17 protein-coding genes are annotated in these 14,558 nt (G+C 62.5%); 9 read left to right on the top strand and 8 right to left on the bottom strand.

Annotated elements, in window-relative coordinates; all coding sequences use genetic code 11:
- Window positions 1–155: 155 nt before the first annotated feature.
- The 3 genes from ldtR to AC1DZU_RS16420 form a co-directional block, all read right to left on the bottom strand.
- The gene (gene ldtR / locus AC1DZU_RS16410) at window positions 156–671 is read right to left on the bottom strand and encodes a transcriptional regulator LdtR (RefSeq protein WP_013896002.1); all 516 of its coding nucleotides are present in this window, start codon (window positions 669–671) and stop codon (window positions 156–158) included.
- 238 nt (window positions 672–909) lie between these two features.
- On the bottom strand, window positions 910–1,332 hold the full coding sequence (locus AC1DZU_RS16415; RefSeq protein WP_477286325.1) for a DUF6163 family protein: 423 nt from the start codon (window positions 1,330–1,332) through the stop codon (window positions 910–912).
- Complete coding sequence (locus AC1DZU_RS16420; protein ID WP_477286327.1) at window positions 1,329–2,372, bottom strand: enoyl-CoA hydratase/isomerase family protein; 1,044 nt, start codon at window positions 2,370–2,372, stop codon at window positions 1,329–1,331. Before AC1DZU_RS16420 ends, AC1DZU_RS16415 begins: the two co-directional genes overlap by 4 nt.
- A gap of 181 nt (window positions 2,373–2,553) precedes the next feature.
- Between AC1DZU_RS16420 and AC1DZU_RS16425 the strand changes: the two genes are divergently transcribed.
- The 4 genes from AC1DZU_RS16425 (at window position 2,554) to AC1DZU_RS16440 (ending at window position 6,325) form a co-directional block, all read left to right on the top strand.
- A complete protein-coding gene (locus AC1DZU_RS16425) occupies window positions 2,554–3,429 on the top strand; it encodes an NAD(P)H-binding protein (RefSeq protein ID WP_477286329.1) in 876 nt (291 codons plus the stop codon).
- Between the two features lie 79 nt (window positions 3,430–3,508).
- Complete coding sequence (locus AC1DZU_RS16430) at window positions 3,509–4,339, top strand: DUF2066 domain-containing protein (protein WP_477286331.1); 831 nt, start codon at window positions 3,509–3,511, stop codon at window positions 4,337–4,339.
- Between the two features lie 110 nt (window positions 4,340–4,449).
- Window positions 4,450–5,481, top strand: coding sequence for a porphobilinogen synthase (gene hemB / locus AC1DZU_RS16435; protein ID WP_477286490.1), 1,032 nt, complete (start codon window positions 4,450–4,452; stop codon window positions 5,479–5,481).
- A gap of 199 nt (window positions 5,482–5,680) precedes the next feature.
- Complete coding sequence (locus AC1DZU_RS16440; RefSeq protein ID WP_477286333.1) at window positions 5,681–6,325, top strand: dihydrofolate reductase family protein; 645 nt, start codon at window positions 5,681–5,683, stop codon at window positions 6,323–6,325.
- 98 nt (window positions 6,326–6,423) lie between these two features.
- On the opposite strand, the gene ppk2 is transcribed toward AC1DZU_RS16440, so the two are convergent.
- Window positions 6,424–7,344 (bottom strand): polyphosphate kinase 2, encoded by a 921-nt coding sequence (gene ppk2 / locus AC1DZU_RS16445; protein WP_095085714.1) that lies wholly within the window; start codon window positions 7,342–7,344, stop codon window positions 6,424–6,426.
- 271 nt (window positions 7,345–7,615) lie between these two features.
- Here ppk2 and AC1DZU_RS16450 point away from each other — a divergent pair, with 271 nt between their 5' ends.
- A complete protein-coding gene (locus AC1DZU_RS16450; RefSeq protein ID WP_477286335.1) occupies window positions 7,616–8,659 on the top strand; it encodes an aldo/keto reductase in 1,044 nt (347 codons plus the stop codon).
- A gap of 44 nt (window positions 8,660–8,703) precedes the next feature.
- Here the strand turns inward: AC1DZU_RS16450 and AC1DZU_RS16455 are convergent, their stop codons facing one another.
- Window positions 8,704–9,681, bottom strand: coding sequence for a glycosyl transferase family 90 (locus AC1DZU_RS16455; RefSeq protein WP_477286337.1), 978 nt, complete (start codon window positions 9,679–9,681; stop codon window positions 8,704–8,706).
- Between the two features lie 178 nt (window positions 9,682–9,859).
- On the opposite strand from AC1DZU_RS16455, the gene AC1DZU_RS16460 reads away from it, so the two are divergent.
- Window positions 9,860–10,012 carry a hypothetical protein gene (locus AC1DZU_RS16460; protein WP_095085720.1) on the top strand — a complete coding sequence of 51 codons (153 nt, stop codon included), beginning with the start codon at window positions 9,860–9,862 and terminating at the stop codon, window positions 10,010–10,012.
- Window positions 10,013–10,066: 54 nt separating this feature from the next.
- Here AC1DZU_RS16460 and AC1DZU_RS16465 read toward each other — a convergent pair whose 3' ends face one another.
- Together AC1DZU_RS16465 and AC1DZU_RS16470 are read right to left on the bottom strand one after the other, a co-directional pair.
- Window positions 10,067–10,300, bottom strand: coding sequence for a DUF982 domain-containing protein (locus AC1DZU_RS16465; protein ID WP_244506945.1), 234 nt, complete (start codon window positions 10,298–10,300; stop codon window positions 10,067–10,069).
- 119 nt (window positions 10,301–10,419) lie between these two features.
- Complete coding sequence (locus AC1DZU_RS16470; RefSeq protein WP_477286340.1) at window positions 10,420–11,085, bottom strand: GntR family transcriptional regulator; 666 nt, start codon at window positions 11,083–11,085, stop codon at window positions 10,420–10,422.
- A 184-nt stretch (window positions 11,086–11,269) separates the two neighbouring features.
- On the opposite strand from AC1DZU_RS16470, the gene AC1DZU_RS16475 reads away from it, so the two are divergent.
- Window positions 11,270–12,526, top strand: a complete 1,257-nt coding sequence (locus AC1DZU_RS16475) for a multidrug efflux MFS transporter (protein ID WP_477286342.1) — start codon at window positions 11,270–11,272, stop codon at window positions 12,524–12,526.
- A gap of 43 nt (window positions 12,527–12,569) precedes the next feature.
- Complete coding sequence (locus AC1DZU_RS16480) at window positions 12,570–12,944, top strand: DUF423 domain-containing protein (RefSeq protein ID WP_477286344.1); 375 nt, start codon at window positions 12,570–12,572, stop codon at window positions 12,942–12,944.
- A 107-nt stretch (window positions 12,945–13,051) separates the two neighbouring features.
- Here AC1DZU_RS16480 and AC1DZU_RS16485 read toward each other — a convergent pair whose 3' ends face one another.
- Window positions 13,052–13,201, bottom strand: coding sequence for a hypothetical protein (locus AC1DZU_RS16485; protein WP_477286346.1), 150 nt, complete (start codon window positions 13,199–13,201; stop codon window positions 13,052–13,054).
- Between the two features lie 276 nt (window positions 13,202–13,477).
- On the opposite strand from AC1DZU_RS16485, the gene AC1DZU_RS16490 reads away from it, so the two are divergent.
- Window positions 13,478–14,557, top strand: coding sequence for a LacI family DNA-binding transcriptional regulator (locus tag AC1DZU_RS16490; RefSeq protein WP_477286348.1), 1,080 nt, complete (start codon window positions 13,478–13,480; stop codon window positions 14,555–14,557).
- The last annotated feature ends 1 nt before the right edge of the window (window position 14,558 follow it).

Consider the following 14,558-nt stretch of genomic DNA (forward strand, 5'->3'; position numbering starts at 1 on the left):
GCAGCGAAAGCAAACCTGGCGGAATAGTGCCGACCGGGCGCCTGGGCTTCTGAATCAGGAAAAGAAAAGGGCCGATGCCTCTCGGCACCGGCCTTGACCAGAGGTCGACATTTCGGCCGCGCTTCTGTGGCGCGGGCCAGATCCGATGCGCCGGCTTACATCCGGTAGGCGATGGTGTCGTTCCAGAAGCGATCGAGCCGCTGCAGCGCGCGGTTCATCTGCTTGAACTCGTCGGTGTTGATGCCGCCAACCTGCTCGATCGAGCCGACATGGCGCTCATAAAGACCGGCGACGACGTCCGCCACCTCGTTGCCCTTCGGCGTCAGCGAGACTCGAACCGACCGGCGGTCGATGCGCGAGCGCTGGTGGTTGATGAAGCCGAGATCGACCAGCTTCTTCAGATTGTAGGAGACGTTGGAGCCGAGATAGTAGCCGCGCGAACGCAGCTCGCCGGCGGTCAACTCCGAATTGCCGATGTTGAACAGCAGCAACGCCTGGATGGCATTGATGTCGGAGCGGCCGTTGCGGTCGAATTCGTCCTTGATCACGTCAAGCAGGCGGCGGTGCAGCCGCTCTACAAGCTGCAGCGATTCCATGTACAGCGAGCGGATAGCCTCGCGGCGGTCGTCGGATACGTTGGCGGTCTTCGCCGCCGGACGCGAATTGATCATTGTCTTTGCCTCTCGTTTGTCGCCCTGGTGATTTTTTGTTTTTCACCTTGATCGCGACACTATCGAATACTCATAAAATTCGACTTAAACGCTAGGGCTAACAAGAGCTTACCGGTAAGAGGTTTCGAAAGAGGCTTAACGAACGGTCTCCCGCGCAAGGATAATTAACCTAAAGATTTAGCCAACAATTGCGGGGCTGAATTGAGGCAGCCGCCAGGGCGCCAATGGGCTCAAGGGGTTAGTGCCGAACCGGTCGTTTCTGCAGCCAGATGATCACGCGAAAAGCGATATAAAGCAGCGCCACGACCGCATGCGAGACGACGATGAGCATGCGGTGGCCGAAAAGCTCGGGAAATCCAGCATACATGACAGTCTCGGTCACCGCGCAGATGAACCAGATCACCGGCCCCCAGGACGCCAGCATCCACAGGCCGGCGGCGGCGAAGGGGAAAAACACGGCGAGCACCACCGCCGCCACCTGCCAGTGCACCGGCATCAGGTCGAAGCGCCACAATGAGCCCGGATAGAAGCCGATCAGCTTGATCCAGTAGAGAATGCCGAACAGCAGGCAGTAGCCGGCGACGACGCGCTGGAACCAGGCGAAGATCAGCTCCACGCCCGAGGGCTGCAGCACGACGCGTCTGGAGGTCACCTCGCTCACAGGTCGAGCTCCCGGTCGCCGAGCGAGGTGAAATAGGCGTCGACATCCGCCTCGCTGACCGCACCAAGGTTCGCCGGCCGCCATCGCGGCTTCGAGCCCTTGTCGATGATGGCGGCGCGGATGCCTTCGTAGAAATCGTGGCCGGCCAGCATCCGGTTGAGGATGCGGAACTCCATCTTCATGCAGGCGTCCATGGACATGGTCAGCCCGGCGCTGATCTGGCGCCAGGCGACGCGCAGGCTGGTCGGAGAACGCGTCCGGATCGTCGCCAGCGTCTTGGCCGCAAATTCGTCGTCGTCTGCCGCCCGTTCCAGGCTGTCGATGACAGCCTTGAGGGACGGTTGCGAAAAATGACGCACGATCGCCTCCAGCGTCGGCCTGTCGGTTTCACGTTTTGCCTGGACGAAGAAACCGCGCAGCACCGATTCCGGATCGCCGGTCAGCTTCAGCCGGTCGAGGAAGCCGCCCTGGTCGGCGGCCTTGATTGTGTGGGTGGCGAGCCCTGACCACAGCGCGTCGCCATAGCGGATGCGATTGCCGGTCAGCGCCAGATACATGCCGAAGGAGCCGCCGAGATCGGGCAGCAGACGGCTGGCGCCGACATCCGGGAAAAATCCGATGCCGACTTCCGGCATGGCGAACTGGGCATTTTCGGTCATCACCCGGTGCGAGCCGTGGAAGGAGATGCCGACGCCGCCGCCCATGACGATGCCGTCGATCAGCGCGACGTAAGGTTTCTTGAAGCTGTTGATGCGGGCGTTGAGCCGGTATTCGTCGGCGAAGAACTCGACCGGCGGCTTTCCAGCCCGGCCAGCCTCGTAGATATGCAGGATGTCGCCGCCCGCCGAAAACGCCCTGCCCTCGGCCTTGACGATAACGACATCGACGCCCTGGTCGGTCTCCCAGGCGCAAAGAGCAGCGTCGAGCGCCCGGATCATGCGGTGCGTGACGGCATTGAGCGCCTGCGGTCGCGTCAACGTGACGACGCCGGCCCGGCCCAGATGTTCGAAGCGGATCTCGTCGCCTCCGCCAAAATCCATCGTGAAAGAATCCCTCCCCCGCGCCGCCGGGATTGAAGTGCTAAAGCGTGGCGCATGGGTGCGTCAATGCCAAGCCCGACCATCGTGCGCCTGTTTGGATCTCGGGAGAGGTAAGGCGCCATCCTTTGCGTCGCGGCCAAATGGGTGCAACTTGTCCGTCTGTGAGGCTCAGGACGAACGCATGATCCTTGTCACGGGAGCGTCGGGATATGTCGGAGGCAAGGTGCTTACGGCGCTCTCGCGCCAGGGCTTGCCGGCGGCCGGCATGGTCAGGAACGCCGGCACGCGTGCGGCAGTTGCCGGAACGCCGTTGCGGGTCGCGGACTACGATGATCCGAAAAGTTTTTTGCGGGCATTCGAAGGCGTCTCGACGCTGCTGCTCGTCTCGAGCGACGGAGACGGCCGGGACGTCCTTCGTCACCACGCCAATGCCATAGAGGCGGCTGTTTCCCGAAACGTACCGTCAATCGTCTTCACCAGCATCATCGATATCGATGCGGACTCGCCGTTCTATTTCACGCCCGTCTACCGGGACGCGGAGCGCAGGCTGCGTGAAAGCGGGCTTGCCTGGACGATCCTGAGATGCGGCCTGTATTCGGATCTGGTTCTGGATAGCTGGGTCAAGCCCGCCCTTTCGTCCGGATTTCTTTCGCTTCCCACGGGCGCTGGGCAGGTTGCGCCTGTGTCAAGAAACGATGTTGCGTTGGCAGCGGCGGCCGTGGTTGCGTCACCCATGAAGCACGCTGGAAAAACCTATGAATTAACCGGACCTCGGCCGCTGTCGTTTCACGACCTCACCGGCGCCGCCGGTTCGGCTTTTGGCCGCTCTCTTGACTTCATTGACTGTTCGCCCGCCAACTATCTTCAGCGCGCCTGGGCGGAGATGGACGATCCATGGCCGCATGCCTTTTCGACGTTGTGCCGATCGATAGCCGAGGGCCGCTACCAAAGGGCTACGGACGCGAACCAGCGTTTGACCGGGCACCCTCCAACCGACTTCAAGAAGTTCGTTGAGGACGCAGCCGCGTCCGGATCCGCGAGCAGAAGCCAAAACTGAGCGGCCGCGCGCCGTCTTGGCCGCCGGCGGCGCTCGATGTTAGAGATTGGCCACCAAGCCTCGAACCGGACGGTGAGCCATGCTGCGGTCTTTGCGCCTTGCCCTTGTTCTGGGCGGCCTGCTGGTCATCTGCGCCGCCAATGGTCTGGCCAGGGCAGCTGATATCGAGGATCTCTACAAATCCCAGACCATCGTCAACGGTCAGGGCGAAAAACACCGCCAGGCCGGCTTCAAGTTTTGCCTCGACGCGGTCCTGGTCCGGGTTTCCGGCGATCAGCGCCTGCCGGCGAAGCCGGAGATGACGGCCCTGCGCGACAAGGCCGGCAGCTTCGTCGCCAGCTTCCGCTACCGCGACCGCATGGAAGGCATTCCCAACCATGATGATCAAGGCACGTACGACCGACCTCACAATCTCTATTGCCAGTACAGGCCGGAGGTGATCGATCCGGTGCTGGCTTCGCTCGGCAGCAGGCCGTGGCTGACCGAGCGGCCACGACTGGCGGTGTTTTTGGCAACCGAGCGCGACATCAGGCATTTCGCGCTCGATGCCGATGACGAGCGAGGCGTGCTGATGCGCGAATCGTTCAGCAATGCCGCTGCGCCGCTCGCCATGCGGGTGACTTTTCCCACGGCAGCGCTGCTGTCGGAGGCTGGACTGGACGACAGGACGCTGCGCGACGCGGACATGGCAATGCTGAACATGGTTGCGAAAAAGGCCGGCGCCGATCAAGCACTTTCCGGCAGCATCGTGTGGAGCGACAAGGAGTTCGGCTGGATTGCCGACTGGCGGCTGGCCATGGCCGGCAAGACCTACACCTGGCAAGTGCGCGGCGTTTCCTTCGACGAGGCTTTTCGCGTCGCCATGAGGGGCGCGGCGCAGATCCTGTCGGGCAACGGGCAACCGGAATAGACCTCGACCTGATCGCTGGCACAAACGTGTCGCATTGGTCAGCGGCAAGGGCTCGTGGTAAAAGCCGCCGAACGAGAGTTTTGGCGATGAACAAATTCACCCCGACGGCGATGAACAAATTCACACCGGCAAAGCCAGCCGGCCCCCGCAGCGTCGACGACATCACCGGCAGCCGCCGCTTGCGCCGTATGCGCAAGGCCGACTGGTCGCGCCGACTCGTGCAGGAGAACCGGCTTACGGTCGACGACCTGATCTGGCCGATCTTCGTCGTCGACGGCAGACAAGTGCGCGAGCCGATCGCCGCCATGCCGGGCGTCTTCCGCCTGTCGATCGATCTCGCCGTCAAGGAGGCCGAACGCGCGGCAAAGCTCGGCATTCCCGCACTCGCCACCTTCCCCAATGTCGATATCTCGCTGCGCGACCAGACCGGCTCGCACATTCTCGACCCAGACAACGTCATCAACCGCGCCACCCGGGCAATAAAGGACGCGGTGCCTGAGATCGGCATCATAACCGATGCCGCGCTCGATCCGTTCACCAGCCATGGCCATGACGGCATCCTGCGCGACGGCATCATCGTCAATGACGAGACGGTGGAACAGGTGGCCGCCGCGGCCGTCATCCAGGCGGCGGCCGGCGCCGACATCATCGCGCCGTCCGACATGATGGACGGCCGCATCGGCGCCATCCGCGACGCACTCGATGCCAACGGTTTCCAGGACGTGGCGATCATGTCCTATGCGACCAAGTTCGCCTCGGCCTTCTACGGTCCCTATCGCGAAGCGGTCGGCACCGCCGGCCTGCTCAAGGGCGACAAGAAGACCTACTACATCGACCACGCCAATTCCGACGAGGCGGTGCGCGAGGCCGAACAGGACATCGCCGAGGGCGCCGACATGCTGATGGTCAAGCCCGGCCTGCCCTATCTCGACATCATCCGGCGGCTGAAGGATGAATTCCAGATGCCGACCTTCGCCTACCAGGTGTCAGGCGAATATTCGATGATCAAGGCCGCCGGCGCCAATGGTTGGATCGATGGCGAGAAGGCGATGCTGGAATCCTTGCTCGCCTTCAAGCGTGCCGGGTGCGACGGCATTTTGACCTATTTCGCGCCCGAAGTGGCAACTATGCTGAAGGGATAGTTTTCTCTTCCCACCGATGGCCGGTCGCGGCAATGCCCGGCGGCCTCTCGATATCAATGACAATTTCCAGCTTCCGGTCGGGAGCCCAAGCGAAGGTCGTTGGACCAATCGCCAGGGGTTTGCTGCATCCATATAAACCGCTTGCATTTCGCAATCAGTTTGCTACTCCTTTGCACGACTGGTTATGGAGGAGGCTTTCATGTCCAAACTTCGCGTCAATGCTTTCACACTGTCGCTCGACGGGTACGGCGCCGGTCCGGATCAGGATCTGCAAAATCCGCTCGGTGTCGGCGGGGAAGCCCTGCACAAATGGGCCTGGAGCACCCGCACCTTCCGCACGATGTTCGGCGAAGAGGGTGGCGCGACCGGCACTGACGAGGACTTTGCAGCGCGCAGCTTCGAGAATGTCGGCGCCTGGATCCTCGGCCGCAATATGTTCGGACCGATCCGGGGCGAATGGCCTGACGATAGCTGGAAGGGCTGGTGGGGTGATAACCCACCCTACCATGTGCCGGTTTTCGTGCTGACCCACCACAAGCGGGCATCCCTGCCCATGGAAGGCGGCACGACATTCCATTTCGTCACAGACGGCATCCATTCGGCGCTTGAACAGGCGAAAGCGGCGGCGGATGGCAAGGACGTGCGGGTTGGCGGTGGCGTCGCCACTATCCGGCAATATCTGCAGGAGAAACTGATCGACGAGATGCATCTGGCGATCTCGCCGCTGCTGCTCGGTTCGGGCGAGAATCTCTTTGCCGGCCTGGACATGCCCAAGCTTGGCTATCAGTGCAGCGAGCAGGTGGCGACAGCGCTCGCCACGCATGTGATCGTCAAGCGGGCTTAGGTTTCAGACGCGTAGCCTACGCCGCGATCCTTCGCGTGCCCCTCTGTCCTGCCGGACATCTCCCCCACGAGAGGGGGAGATTTAGCAACCCCAGACAGTCAATACTTCTCAGGCACGTAGAGTTCGCGCGGCAGCGTCTGGCGCTCGTATTCGGGATTGAAGACGCGCTCGGGCAGCGTGATCTCCTCGTGCGGCACCTCTTCATACGGCAACTGCTTGAGCAGATGGTCGATGCAGTTCAGCCGCGCCCGCTTCTTGTCGTTGCCTTCGACGATGAACCAGGGCGCTTCGGGAATGTTGGTGCGGGCGAAGGTCTCTTCCTTGGCCTTGGTGTACTGTTCCCAGCGCACGCGCGACTGCAGGTCCATCGGCGACAGTTTCCACTGCTTCATCGGATCGTGGATGCGCATCAGGAAGCGCATCTGCTGCTCCTCGTCGGTGATCGAGAACCAGTATTTGACCACGGTGACGCCTGAGCGGACCAGCATGCGCTCGAACTCCGGCACGTCGCGGAAGAATTCTTCGACCTGATCGGGCTCTGCAAAACCCATCACCCGTTCAACACCGGAGCGGTTGTACCAGGAGCGGTCGAACAGCACGATCTCGCCGCCGGCCGGCAGATGCGGCACATAGCGCTGGAAATACCATTGCGACTTCTCGCGCTCGGTCGGTGCCGGGAGTGCGACGACGCGGCAGATGCGCGGATTGAGCCGCTGGGTGATGCGCTTGATGACGCCACCCTTGCCGGCGGAGTCGCGGCCCTCGAAGATCACCACCAGCTTCTTCTTGTGATAGGCGACCCATGACTGCAGTTTGATCAGCTCGGACTGCAAGGTGATCAGGTCGCGAAAATACTGCATGCGATCGATCGATGGCGGATGCGAGTTCTTGTAGATCTTGGCGATCTCCATCGACAGCGCCGGCTCCGACATTTCGAGCTCATAGTCCTCGTCGAGCGTGTCGGCGAGCTCGGCTTCAAGCCAGTCCCTGGCAGGAGAATTCTGTTTTAGCTCGGTCATATCAGCTGCTCCGCTTGCAAGCCGTGTCTCTCCACGTCCGGCGTCCCAACCCCCTGGCCTGCGTCCCGGAGTGGCAACACCTGAGCCGACTTCAATATAGGCCGGCAATGACGGTTTTATTGCAGCCTGGAGCGAGACTGCCGCCACTGCAACTTCCGCGAGGCATGATCGATCCATCGTCGTGGCATGGCGACAAGCGGCTCGAATTGTCCTACAAATGTGGCAGGCCCGTCCGGGCACCGCCTTTCAACAACAAATCGCGAGGACTGACATGGAATACCGCACCCTCGGCCGTTCCGGCTTGAAAGTTTCGACCTTGACCATGGGCACCATGACCTTCGGCGGTGCCGGCGCATTTTCGGCTGTCGGCAAGACCGACCTCGACGAGGCGCGCCGGATGATCGATCTTTGCATCGATGCCGGTATCAATGTCATCGACACAGCCAATGTCTATTCGAACGGTATCTCCGAAGAGATCATCGGCGAGGCGCTCGGCGGCAAGCGCAAGGGCGACGTGCTGATCGCCTCGAAGGCGCGGATGCGGATCGGCAACGGTCCCAACGATGAAGGCCTGTCGCGCTATCATCTGATCCGCGAATGCGAGAAGAGCCTGAAGCGGTTGAAGACCGATGTCATCGACATCTACTTCCTGCACGAATGGGACGGCACGACGCCGCTCGAGGAAACCATCGCCGCGCTCGATACGCTGGTTGCTCAGGGCAAGGTCCGCTATGTCGGCTGCTCCAACTATTCCGGTTGGCAGGTGATGAAGGCGCTCGGCATCAGCGACAGCCATCACCAGCCGCGCTTCGTCACCCAGCAGATCCACTACACGCTGGAAGCGCGCGAGGCGGAATATGAATTGCTGCCGATTTCGATCGACCAGGGGCTGGGCGTGCTGGTCTGGAGCCCGCTTGCCGGCGGATTGCTGTCCGGCAAATACCGCCGCGACAGCCCGACCGCACGCCAGCTCGCCGGCTGGTCGGAACCGCCGATCCGCGACGAGGACCGCCTCTGGCGGATCGTCGATGTTCTTGTCGAGATCGGCGCGCAGCGCGGCGTGTCGGCGGCGCAGGTGGCGCTGGCGTGGCTGCTCGGCCGGCCGGCGGTCAGTTCGCTGGTGATCGGCGGCAGGACCGAAACGCAGTTCCGGGACAACATCGCCGCGGCAAGCCTGGTGCTGACCGGCGAAGAGCGTGACCGCCTCGACGCGGTCAGCCGGCCACCCGTGCTCTATCCCTACTGGCACCAGCAACTGACGGCAAAGGACCGTTTTGGTCCCGCCGATCTGGTGGTTGACCGCAGCGGCGTCTGACCACAGGAGGTTTGCGGGCGGAGCTTGGCGGACGAAGCCCGCACTTAACCCGTGATATAGCGCCAGACCTCGGCATCAGGCTCGATCTGGCCGCTGAGCACAAAGTATTTGTAAAGCACGAGCAGGGAGATCGCCTGCTCGGCCTTCTCGTCGGCGAATGTGCGGCAATAGGCATTCGCCGCGGCAATGATGCGTTCGGCTGCAGCCGGGTGCTGCTCGAAATAGCGAACCTTTTCGGCAAGATCGGCGAAATCCGGATCGAGCGGTACGTAGTGGACGTTGGCCTCGAGTTGCTTCTCCGCGAACCATGTCTCGTATGTCGGCGGCGGCATCAGGCAGAGCGAATTCGAATTCATGATCCATTTGAGGTTGGTCGCCACGTCATTGCCTTCGAGCGAGACGATGTAGCGATACCGCTGCTGCTGGCTGATGCTGATAAATGGCTTGCTGTACTCGGGCGGCGCGTACCACTTGTGTGAGCCGGCGTCACAGAACGGCAGATCGCGCACGGCATCCAGAAATCTTGTCCGCAGCGGATTGTTGAGGTCGCCGCGCCAGACCACGGCCGGAAGCTTATCCGCGAACGAGGTTGCGTCGGCAGGCATGTGGAAGTGCCGGAATTTGTTGAATTTCAGAATGATCGCATTGCTGTTGTCGGCATGGATCGGCCGATTCTTGACCAGCGACGGCACCTGCGGCACGTCGATAACATCGCCGAATTCCAGGTCGATGAGCAATTTAGGTCGAAATACCGGGCAATCTCCTTGAAGTCGTAATAGTACATGCTCGGTACCAGCGGCAGATTGTCGATATGCACCGCAGCCGGGCTGGGCGAAAATGCGTCCTGCAACTTGTTGTAGTAATCCAGCCGCCGGCGAACCGAACCGTCCGCAAGCCTGGCTTTTTCGAGGCGGCCCGCCAGCCGCCGGCGGAAAAGCGGCTGCGGCGCGATATCGCGCGCGACGTTTCGCGCATAAAAAAAGCCCTTTTCGTCGTTCGTTGTATGGTGGCCATGGTTTCACTTGATCAAAACGAACGCGCGGATCGCGATGCGTTGGCGCCTCGGCCCCCTACACCATTGTCCCGTGCATCGGGCCATCATCGACGCGAACGGCCGGGCACGATCGCTTCAGCTGTTGTGTTTGACGGCTAATGCTCCTAGGCAGGGTCAGAGCCGCAAGGCAGTGAAAAGGAGCCGATATGGCGCGACCACCAAACTACGATCAGGAACGCAAGGAACGCGACCGCCAGAAGGCGGCCAAGAAGGCCGAAAAGCTGGCGGCCAAGGTTGCCGCGCGCGAGCGTTCGAAGCCCGAAGACGAGACTGAAACCGAAACCGAAACGGCAAAGTGACGGCAAAAGGCCCGCGCATGCGGGCCGTGCCTCATCCCAGATTGTCGCCTTGGATCAGGCCGGGGCCTTGTCGCTGACAAAGACGTCCACTTCGCGCGCTGCCGCAATGAAGGCGCGCCTGGCGTTCATCGCCGGCTTGTCGCCGGCCAGCGCATCGTGACAGGCCTGCAGGGCCGCGCGATGCTTGGGGCTGCGTTTGCCGGGCCAGCTGTTGAGCAGGTAATCGGAAGCCTCACGAGCCGTACGCAAGAGCTGAGTGCTTCCCGCCGCGACTGACTTGACGGTCACGGGTGTTTCAAATCGGTTGTTTTCCATCGCCGCTCTTACGCCATCGGTGTCCGCGAAGCGAGGCCGAAAGTGCAGGGCGCGCCTAGACGCCGCCTTTTGCGCAGCGCGTACCGCATGCCTTAGGCGGCGATGACAGCAAAACCCCTGGCGCGAAGACCGCGCCGGTCGTTGGCGAGCGACGTCACCAGGCGGTCGCGGCTGCCGACGATGTGGGCCGAAAGCAGGCGCGCGGCTTCATCGGCGTCGCCGAGGCGTGCCGCCGCCAGAATGGCGCGATGTTCGGCCCAGGCGCGAGCAAGGGCGGCCTCGTCGCGAACCTCCAGCCAGCGGGCCCGCGACAGGCGAGTCATGGCATCGCGGACCGCCCGGAACAGGAATTCGTTGCCTGACAAGCGCGCCAGCTCGATGTGAAAATCCATGCCGATACGATGCCATTCCTCGCGTGGCGTGTCGGCGTCGCAGGAGTCGAGCATCGCCTCGATCACATCGACTGCGCTGCGGTCCGCCAGGGCACATGTCAGGCGAAGGGCTGCAACCTCGACCGCCTCCCGGTAGACGGCAATCTGCTCGAGTTCGGCCAGGTTGATCGGCGACACCGTCCAGCCACGGCCGTCCCTGCCGACCAGGCCCTCGGTCTCGAGCCGCAGCAGCGCGGCCCTGACCGGGGTTCGCGACGCGCCGAAGCGGCTTTCGATCCAGCGCTCGGTCAGTTTCTCGCCGGGACCGATCTCGAGGCCCAGGATCATCTGGCGAAGCTGTTTTTCGACGCTCTGCATCTGCGACATTGTCGTTCCCGTTTTTCTGACCGTTGGCTGGCGATCGATTTTCTGGCCGCGTTTCCCGATCACGTTTGAGAGGGTCGCATTGACAGCGCCCACGCTTGCGTCCAAGACGGATACCATCTTGGTATCCCAAAATGGTATCCGCAGCAACCGCCAACACGGCATTGCTCGGACAGGACAATATGACATGCAGAACACGCCCCCGACGACCGACAGCACTTACAACATCCACTGGCGGCGCAATCTGTTCGTTTGCTTTGCCGGTTCGTTCTCGACACTTATCGCCATGACGCTGCTTTTGCCCTTCCTGCCGCTCTATATTGAGCAGCTCGGCGCTGAAGGCCACGCGGCGATCGTGCAATGGTCGGGGATCGCCTATGGCGCGACCTTCTTCGCGGCGGCACTTGTGGCGCCGCTGTGGGGACGTCTCGGCGACCGCTACGGCCGCAAGGTGATGCTGGTTCGCGCCAGCTTCGGCATGGCCATATGCATGTCGCTGACCGGCATGGTGCAGACTGTCTGGCAGTTGGTGCTGCTGCGGCTGCTGATAGGCTTTGCCGGCGGCTATTCCTCGGGATCGACCATCCTGGTCGCCATGCAGACGCCCAAGGAGCGTTCCGGCTGGGCACTGGGCCTGCTGTCGGCCGGTATCACCGGTGGGGCATTGGTCGGCCCCCTGGTTGGTGGCGCCCTGCCGCCGCTGATCGGCATCCGCGCCACCTTCCTGCTGTCCGGCGGCGTCATCTTCCTGGCGTTCCTGGCGACCACGTTTCTGATCAAGGAGAATCCCCGGCCGAAAGCGACGGCCGCTGTATCGAAGGACAAACCAAAGGGCGGCTGGGCACAAATTCCCGACAAACGGCCTGTCATCGCCATGCTGGCGACCGGCATGCTGTTGAGTTTCGCGACCATGTCGATCGAGCCGATCATCACCGTCTACGTGCAGCAGCTAATCGAAGACCAGAGCCGCGTCACGCTGATATCCGGCGTGGTCATGTCGGCGGCGGCGCTGGGCGCCATCCTGTCGGCTTCACGCCTGGGCAAGCTCGCCGACCGCATCGGCCATTGGAACGTCATCATCGGCGCGCTTGCCGTCTCGGCGCTGCTGCTGATCCCGCAGGCCTTCGTCACGCAGAGTTGGCAACTCATCGGCCTGCGCTTCCTGATGGGCCTGGCGCTGGGCGGGCTCCTACCCTGCATCACCAGCGTCATCCGCCACAATGTTCCCGACGGCGTCGGCGGCAATGTGCTCGGGCTGTCGATCTCCGCCCAGTATGTCGGACAGGTCGCCGGCCCCCTGCTTGGCGGTTTTGCCGGTGGCCATTTCGGCATGCGCTCGGTGTTTCTGGGCACGTCTGTCTTGATGGCCGGCGGCGCGGTGTATAACTGGCTGGCGCAATCGCGCCGCGAGCAGGACATGCTCGCCAATGCCGGCAAGCCCTGACCGAATTGGGTCGCATGCCTTGAACGTCACGGGAGCCCCAGACATGAGCACGGCCGAGCAATCTTCCGGCAACAGCGGCCGTATTCTCGTCATGGCCGGCGGCCTCTGTGGCGCCGCCGGCGTGGCGCTGTCGGCCGCGGCGGCGCATCTGGGCGGTGCCTTTGTCGGCACTGCCGCATCCTTCCTGCTCATGCATGCACCGGTCTTCCTCGCGACCGGACTGCTTGGCGCGAACCGGACGCTGCGCATCGGCAGCCTGATCCTGCTGCTTGGGCTGCTGTTGTTCTGCGGCGACCTGCTGGCCCGCGATTTCCTCGGTTCGCGGCTGTTCCCACTGTCGGCGCCGATCGGCGGCACCTTGCTCATCGCCGGCTGGCTGGTGATCGCTGGCTCGGCGCTGGTGCGCGCACGTTCCTGACAAGGCTGGACCCGCAGCCTTCGGTCGATGTCTCCGGGCGCCTTGCCCGGGACTGGCCCCATTCGCGAAAACCGACGTGATCCTGTCACACCGCGTTTGTCGATCGATCAATCCTGCCGGCGCTCGGGCTTATCGAGCACTTCGCGATCGTGCCGCCGCAGCTTCGCCAATAGACGCCTCTCCGGCCGTTTGGACGCCGGCGCGATGCCCCAGTAGTTGCGGTAGATGTCTTCGAACAGATAGCTCACGGGATGCATGATGCACTCCTTTCAAGATTTGAATCGATCCAATCGGTACCCACAAAAGCTCGTGGCGGTCGAACCGATGCTCCAGTCGTTGCGGTAGATGTCTTGGAAGAGATAGTTGACGGGATGCATGACGCATCTCCCTTTGCTGATATTGAATCGATCCAATCATATGGACCTTTGTTCTCTTGGATCGATTCAAAGATACACCTCGCCGAGTCGTTGTTCAAGGCAGAATTTGAACCGATCCAACGAAAGTGTTAGATGGGATGAATTCAGGAGACGAAGATGGCCCCATTGAGCTCTGGAAAGACAAGACCGGTCCGGCTGGCAGACATTGCCAAAGCGGCCGGCGTGTCGCACGGCACCGCGTCCAACGTGTTCGCCCGCCCGGAGATCGTGCGCGAGGAGGTCCGCGAACGGGTCAAGGCGGCAGCCGAGGCAATGGGATATGGCGGACCCGACCCCAAGGGTCGGCTGCTGCGCGCCGGCAAGGTCAATGCCATCGGTGTCGCGACCGCGGAACCGTTGTCCTATTTCTTCAACGACCCTTTCGCCCGGGTCATGATGGCCAGCATCTCGCAGGCTTGCGACGCGACTGGTGCGGGGATCTCGTTGGTCTCCGCCGCCAACAACGAACAGCTCGCATGGAACATCCAGAGCGCGCTGGTCGACGGCTTCATCGTCTTCTGCATCGAAGGCGGCTCAAGGCTGGTAGAACTGGCGCGCGAACGCAAACTCCCCTTTGTCGCGCTCGATCTTGATTCGGACGACGACGATGCGGTCGCGGCGATCGGTGTCGACAACATCGCCGGCGCCGGTCTCGCGGCGCGCCATCTGACCGAGCTCGGGCATCGTCGCTTTGCGGTGCTTGCCCTGCCCTGTGCCGACGCCGGCTTCGGCCCAACCACGCAGGAGCAGGTGGAGAAGGCCCTCTATTCCGGGACGCGCGACCGCCTGCGCGGCTACTTCGCCGAACTCTCGCGCGTCGACATCGACGTCTCGAAGGTGCCGATCTACGAAACCGTCAATGACGAGGAGAGCGTCTGGGCGGGCCTCGATCATGTTTTCGCCGGCGCCGAGACACCGACCGCCATCCTGGCAATGTCGGACAGGATCGCCTTGCATGCGCTGGACTGGCTGCGCCAGCACGACATCACTGTCCCGGGCGACGTTTCGATCGTCGGCTTCGACGGTGTCCCGGAAGGAGCGGTTTCCAAGCCGCCGCTGACCACAATCGTCCAGCCGATCGCCGAGATGGGCCGCCTTGCCGTCAAGGCGATCCTCGAAAACGACGGCACATTCAGTCGGCAATCGCTGCCGGTCGACCTCGTGGTGCGGGCCTCATCCGGCCCCTCGCCCACCTGAC

Source organism: Mesorhizobium sp. P2_A12 (genome assembly GCF_056405075.1).

Bases quoted from the DNA above. Each gene is read 5' to 3' on its own strand.
- ldtR (WP_013896002.1), bottom strand. From the start codon at position 671: ATGATCAATTCGCGTCCGGCGGCGAAGACCGCCAACGTATCCGACGAC.
- AC1DZU_RS16420 (WP_477286327.1), bottom strand. From the start codon at position 2,372: ATGGATTTTGGCGGAGGCGACGAGATCCGCTTCGAACATCTGGGCCGG.
- AC1DZU_RS16425 (WP_477286329.1), top strand. From the start codon at position 2,554: ATGATCCTTGTCACGGGAGCGTCGGGATATGTCGGAGGCAAGGTGCTT.
- AC1DZU_RS16430 (WP_477286331.1), top strand. From the start codon at position 3,509: ATGCTGCGGTCTTTGCGCCTTGCCCTTGTTCTGGGCGGCCTGCTGGTC.
- hemB (WP_477286490.1), top strand. From the start codon at position 4,450: ATGAACAAATTCACACCGGCAAAGCCAGCCGGCCCCCGCAGCGTCGAC.
- AC1DZU_RS16440 (WP_477286333.1), top strand. From the start codon at position 5,681: ATGTCCAAACTTCGCGTCAATGCTTTCACACTGTCGCTCGACGGGTAC.
- ppk2 (WP_095085714.1), bottom strand. From the start codon at position 7,344: ATGACCGAGCTAAAACAGAATTCTCCTGCCAGGGACTGGCTTGAAGCC.
- AC1DZU_RS16450 (WP_477286335.1), top strand. From the start codon at position 7,616: ATGGAATACCGCACCCTCGGCCGTTCCGGCTTGAAAGTTTCGACCTTG.
- AC1DZU_RS16460 (WP_095085720.1), top strand. From the start codon at position 9,860: ATGGCGCGACCACCAAACTACGATCAGGAACGCAAGGAACGCGACCGC.
- AC1DZU_RS16470 (WP_477286340.1), bottom strand. From the start codon at position 11,085: ATGTCGCAGATGCAGAGCGTCGAAAAACAGCTTCGCCAGATGATCCTG.
- AC1DZU_RS16475 (WP_477286342.1), top strand. From the start codon at position 11,270: ATGCAGAACACGCCCCCGACGACCGACAGCACTTACAACATCCACTGG.
- AC1DZU_RS16480 (WP_477286344.1), top strand. From the start codon at position 12,570: ATGAGCACGGCCGAGCAATCTTCCGGCAACAGCGGCCGTATTCTCGTC.
- AC1DZU_RS16485 (WP_477286346.1), bottom strand. From the start codon at position 13,201: ATGCATCCCGTGAGCTATCTGTTCGAAGACATCTACCGCAACTACTGG.
- AC1DZU_RS16490 (WP_477286348.1), top strand. From the start codon at position 13,478: ATGGCCCCATTGAGCTCTGGAAAGACAAGACCGGTCCGGCTGGCAGAC.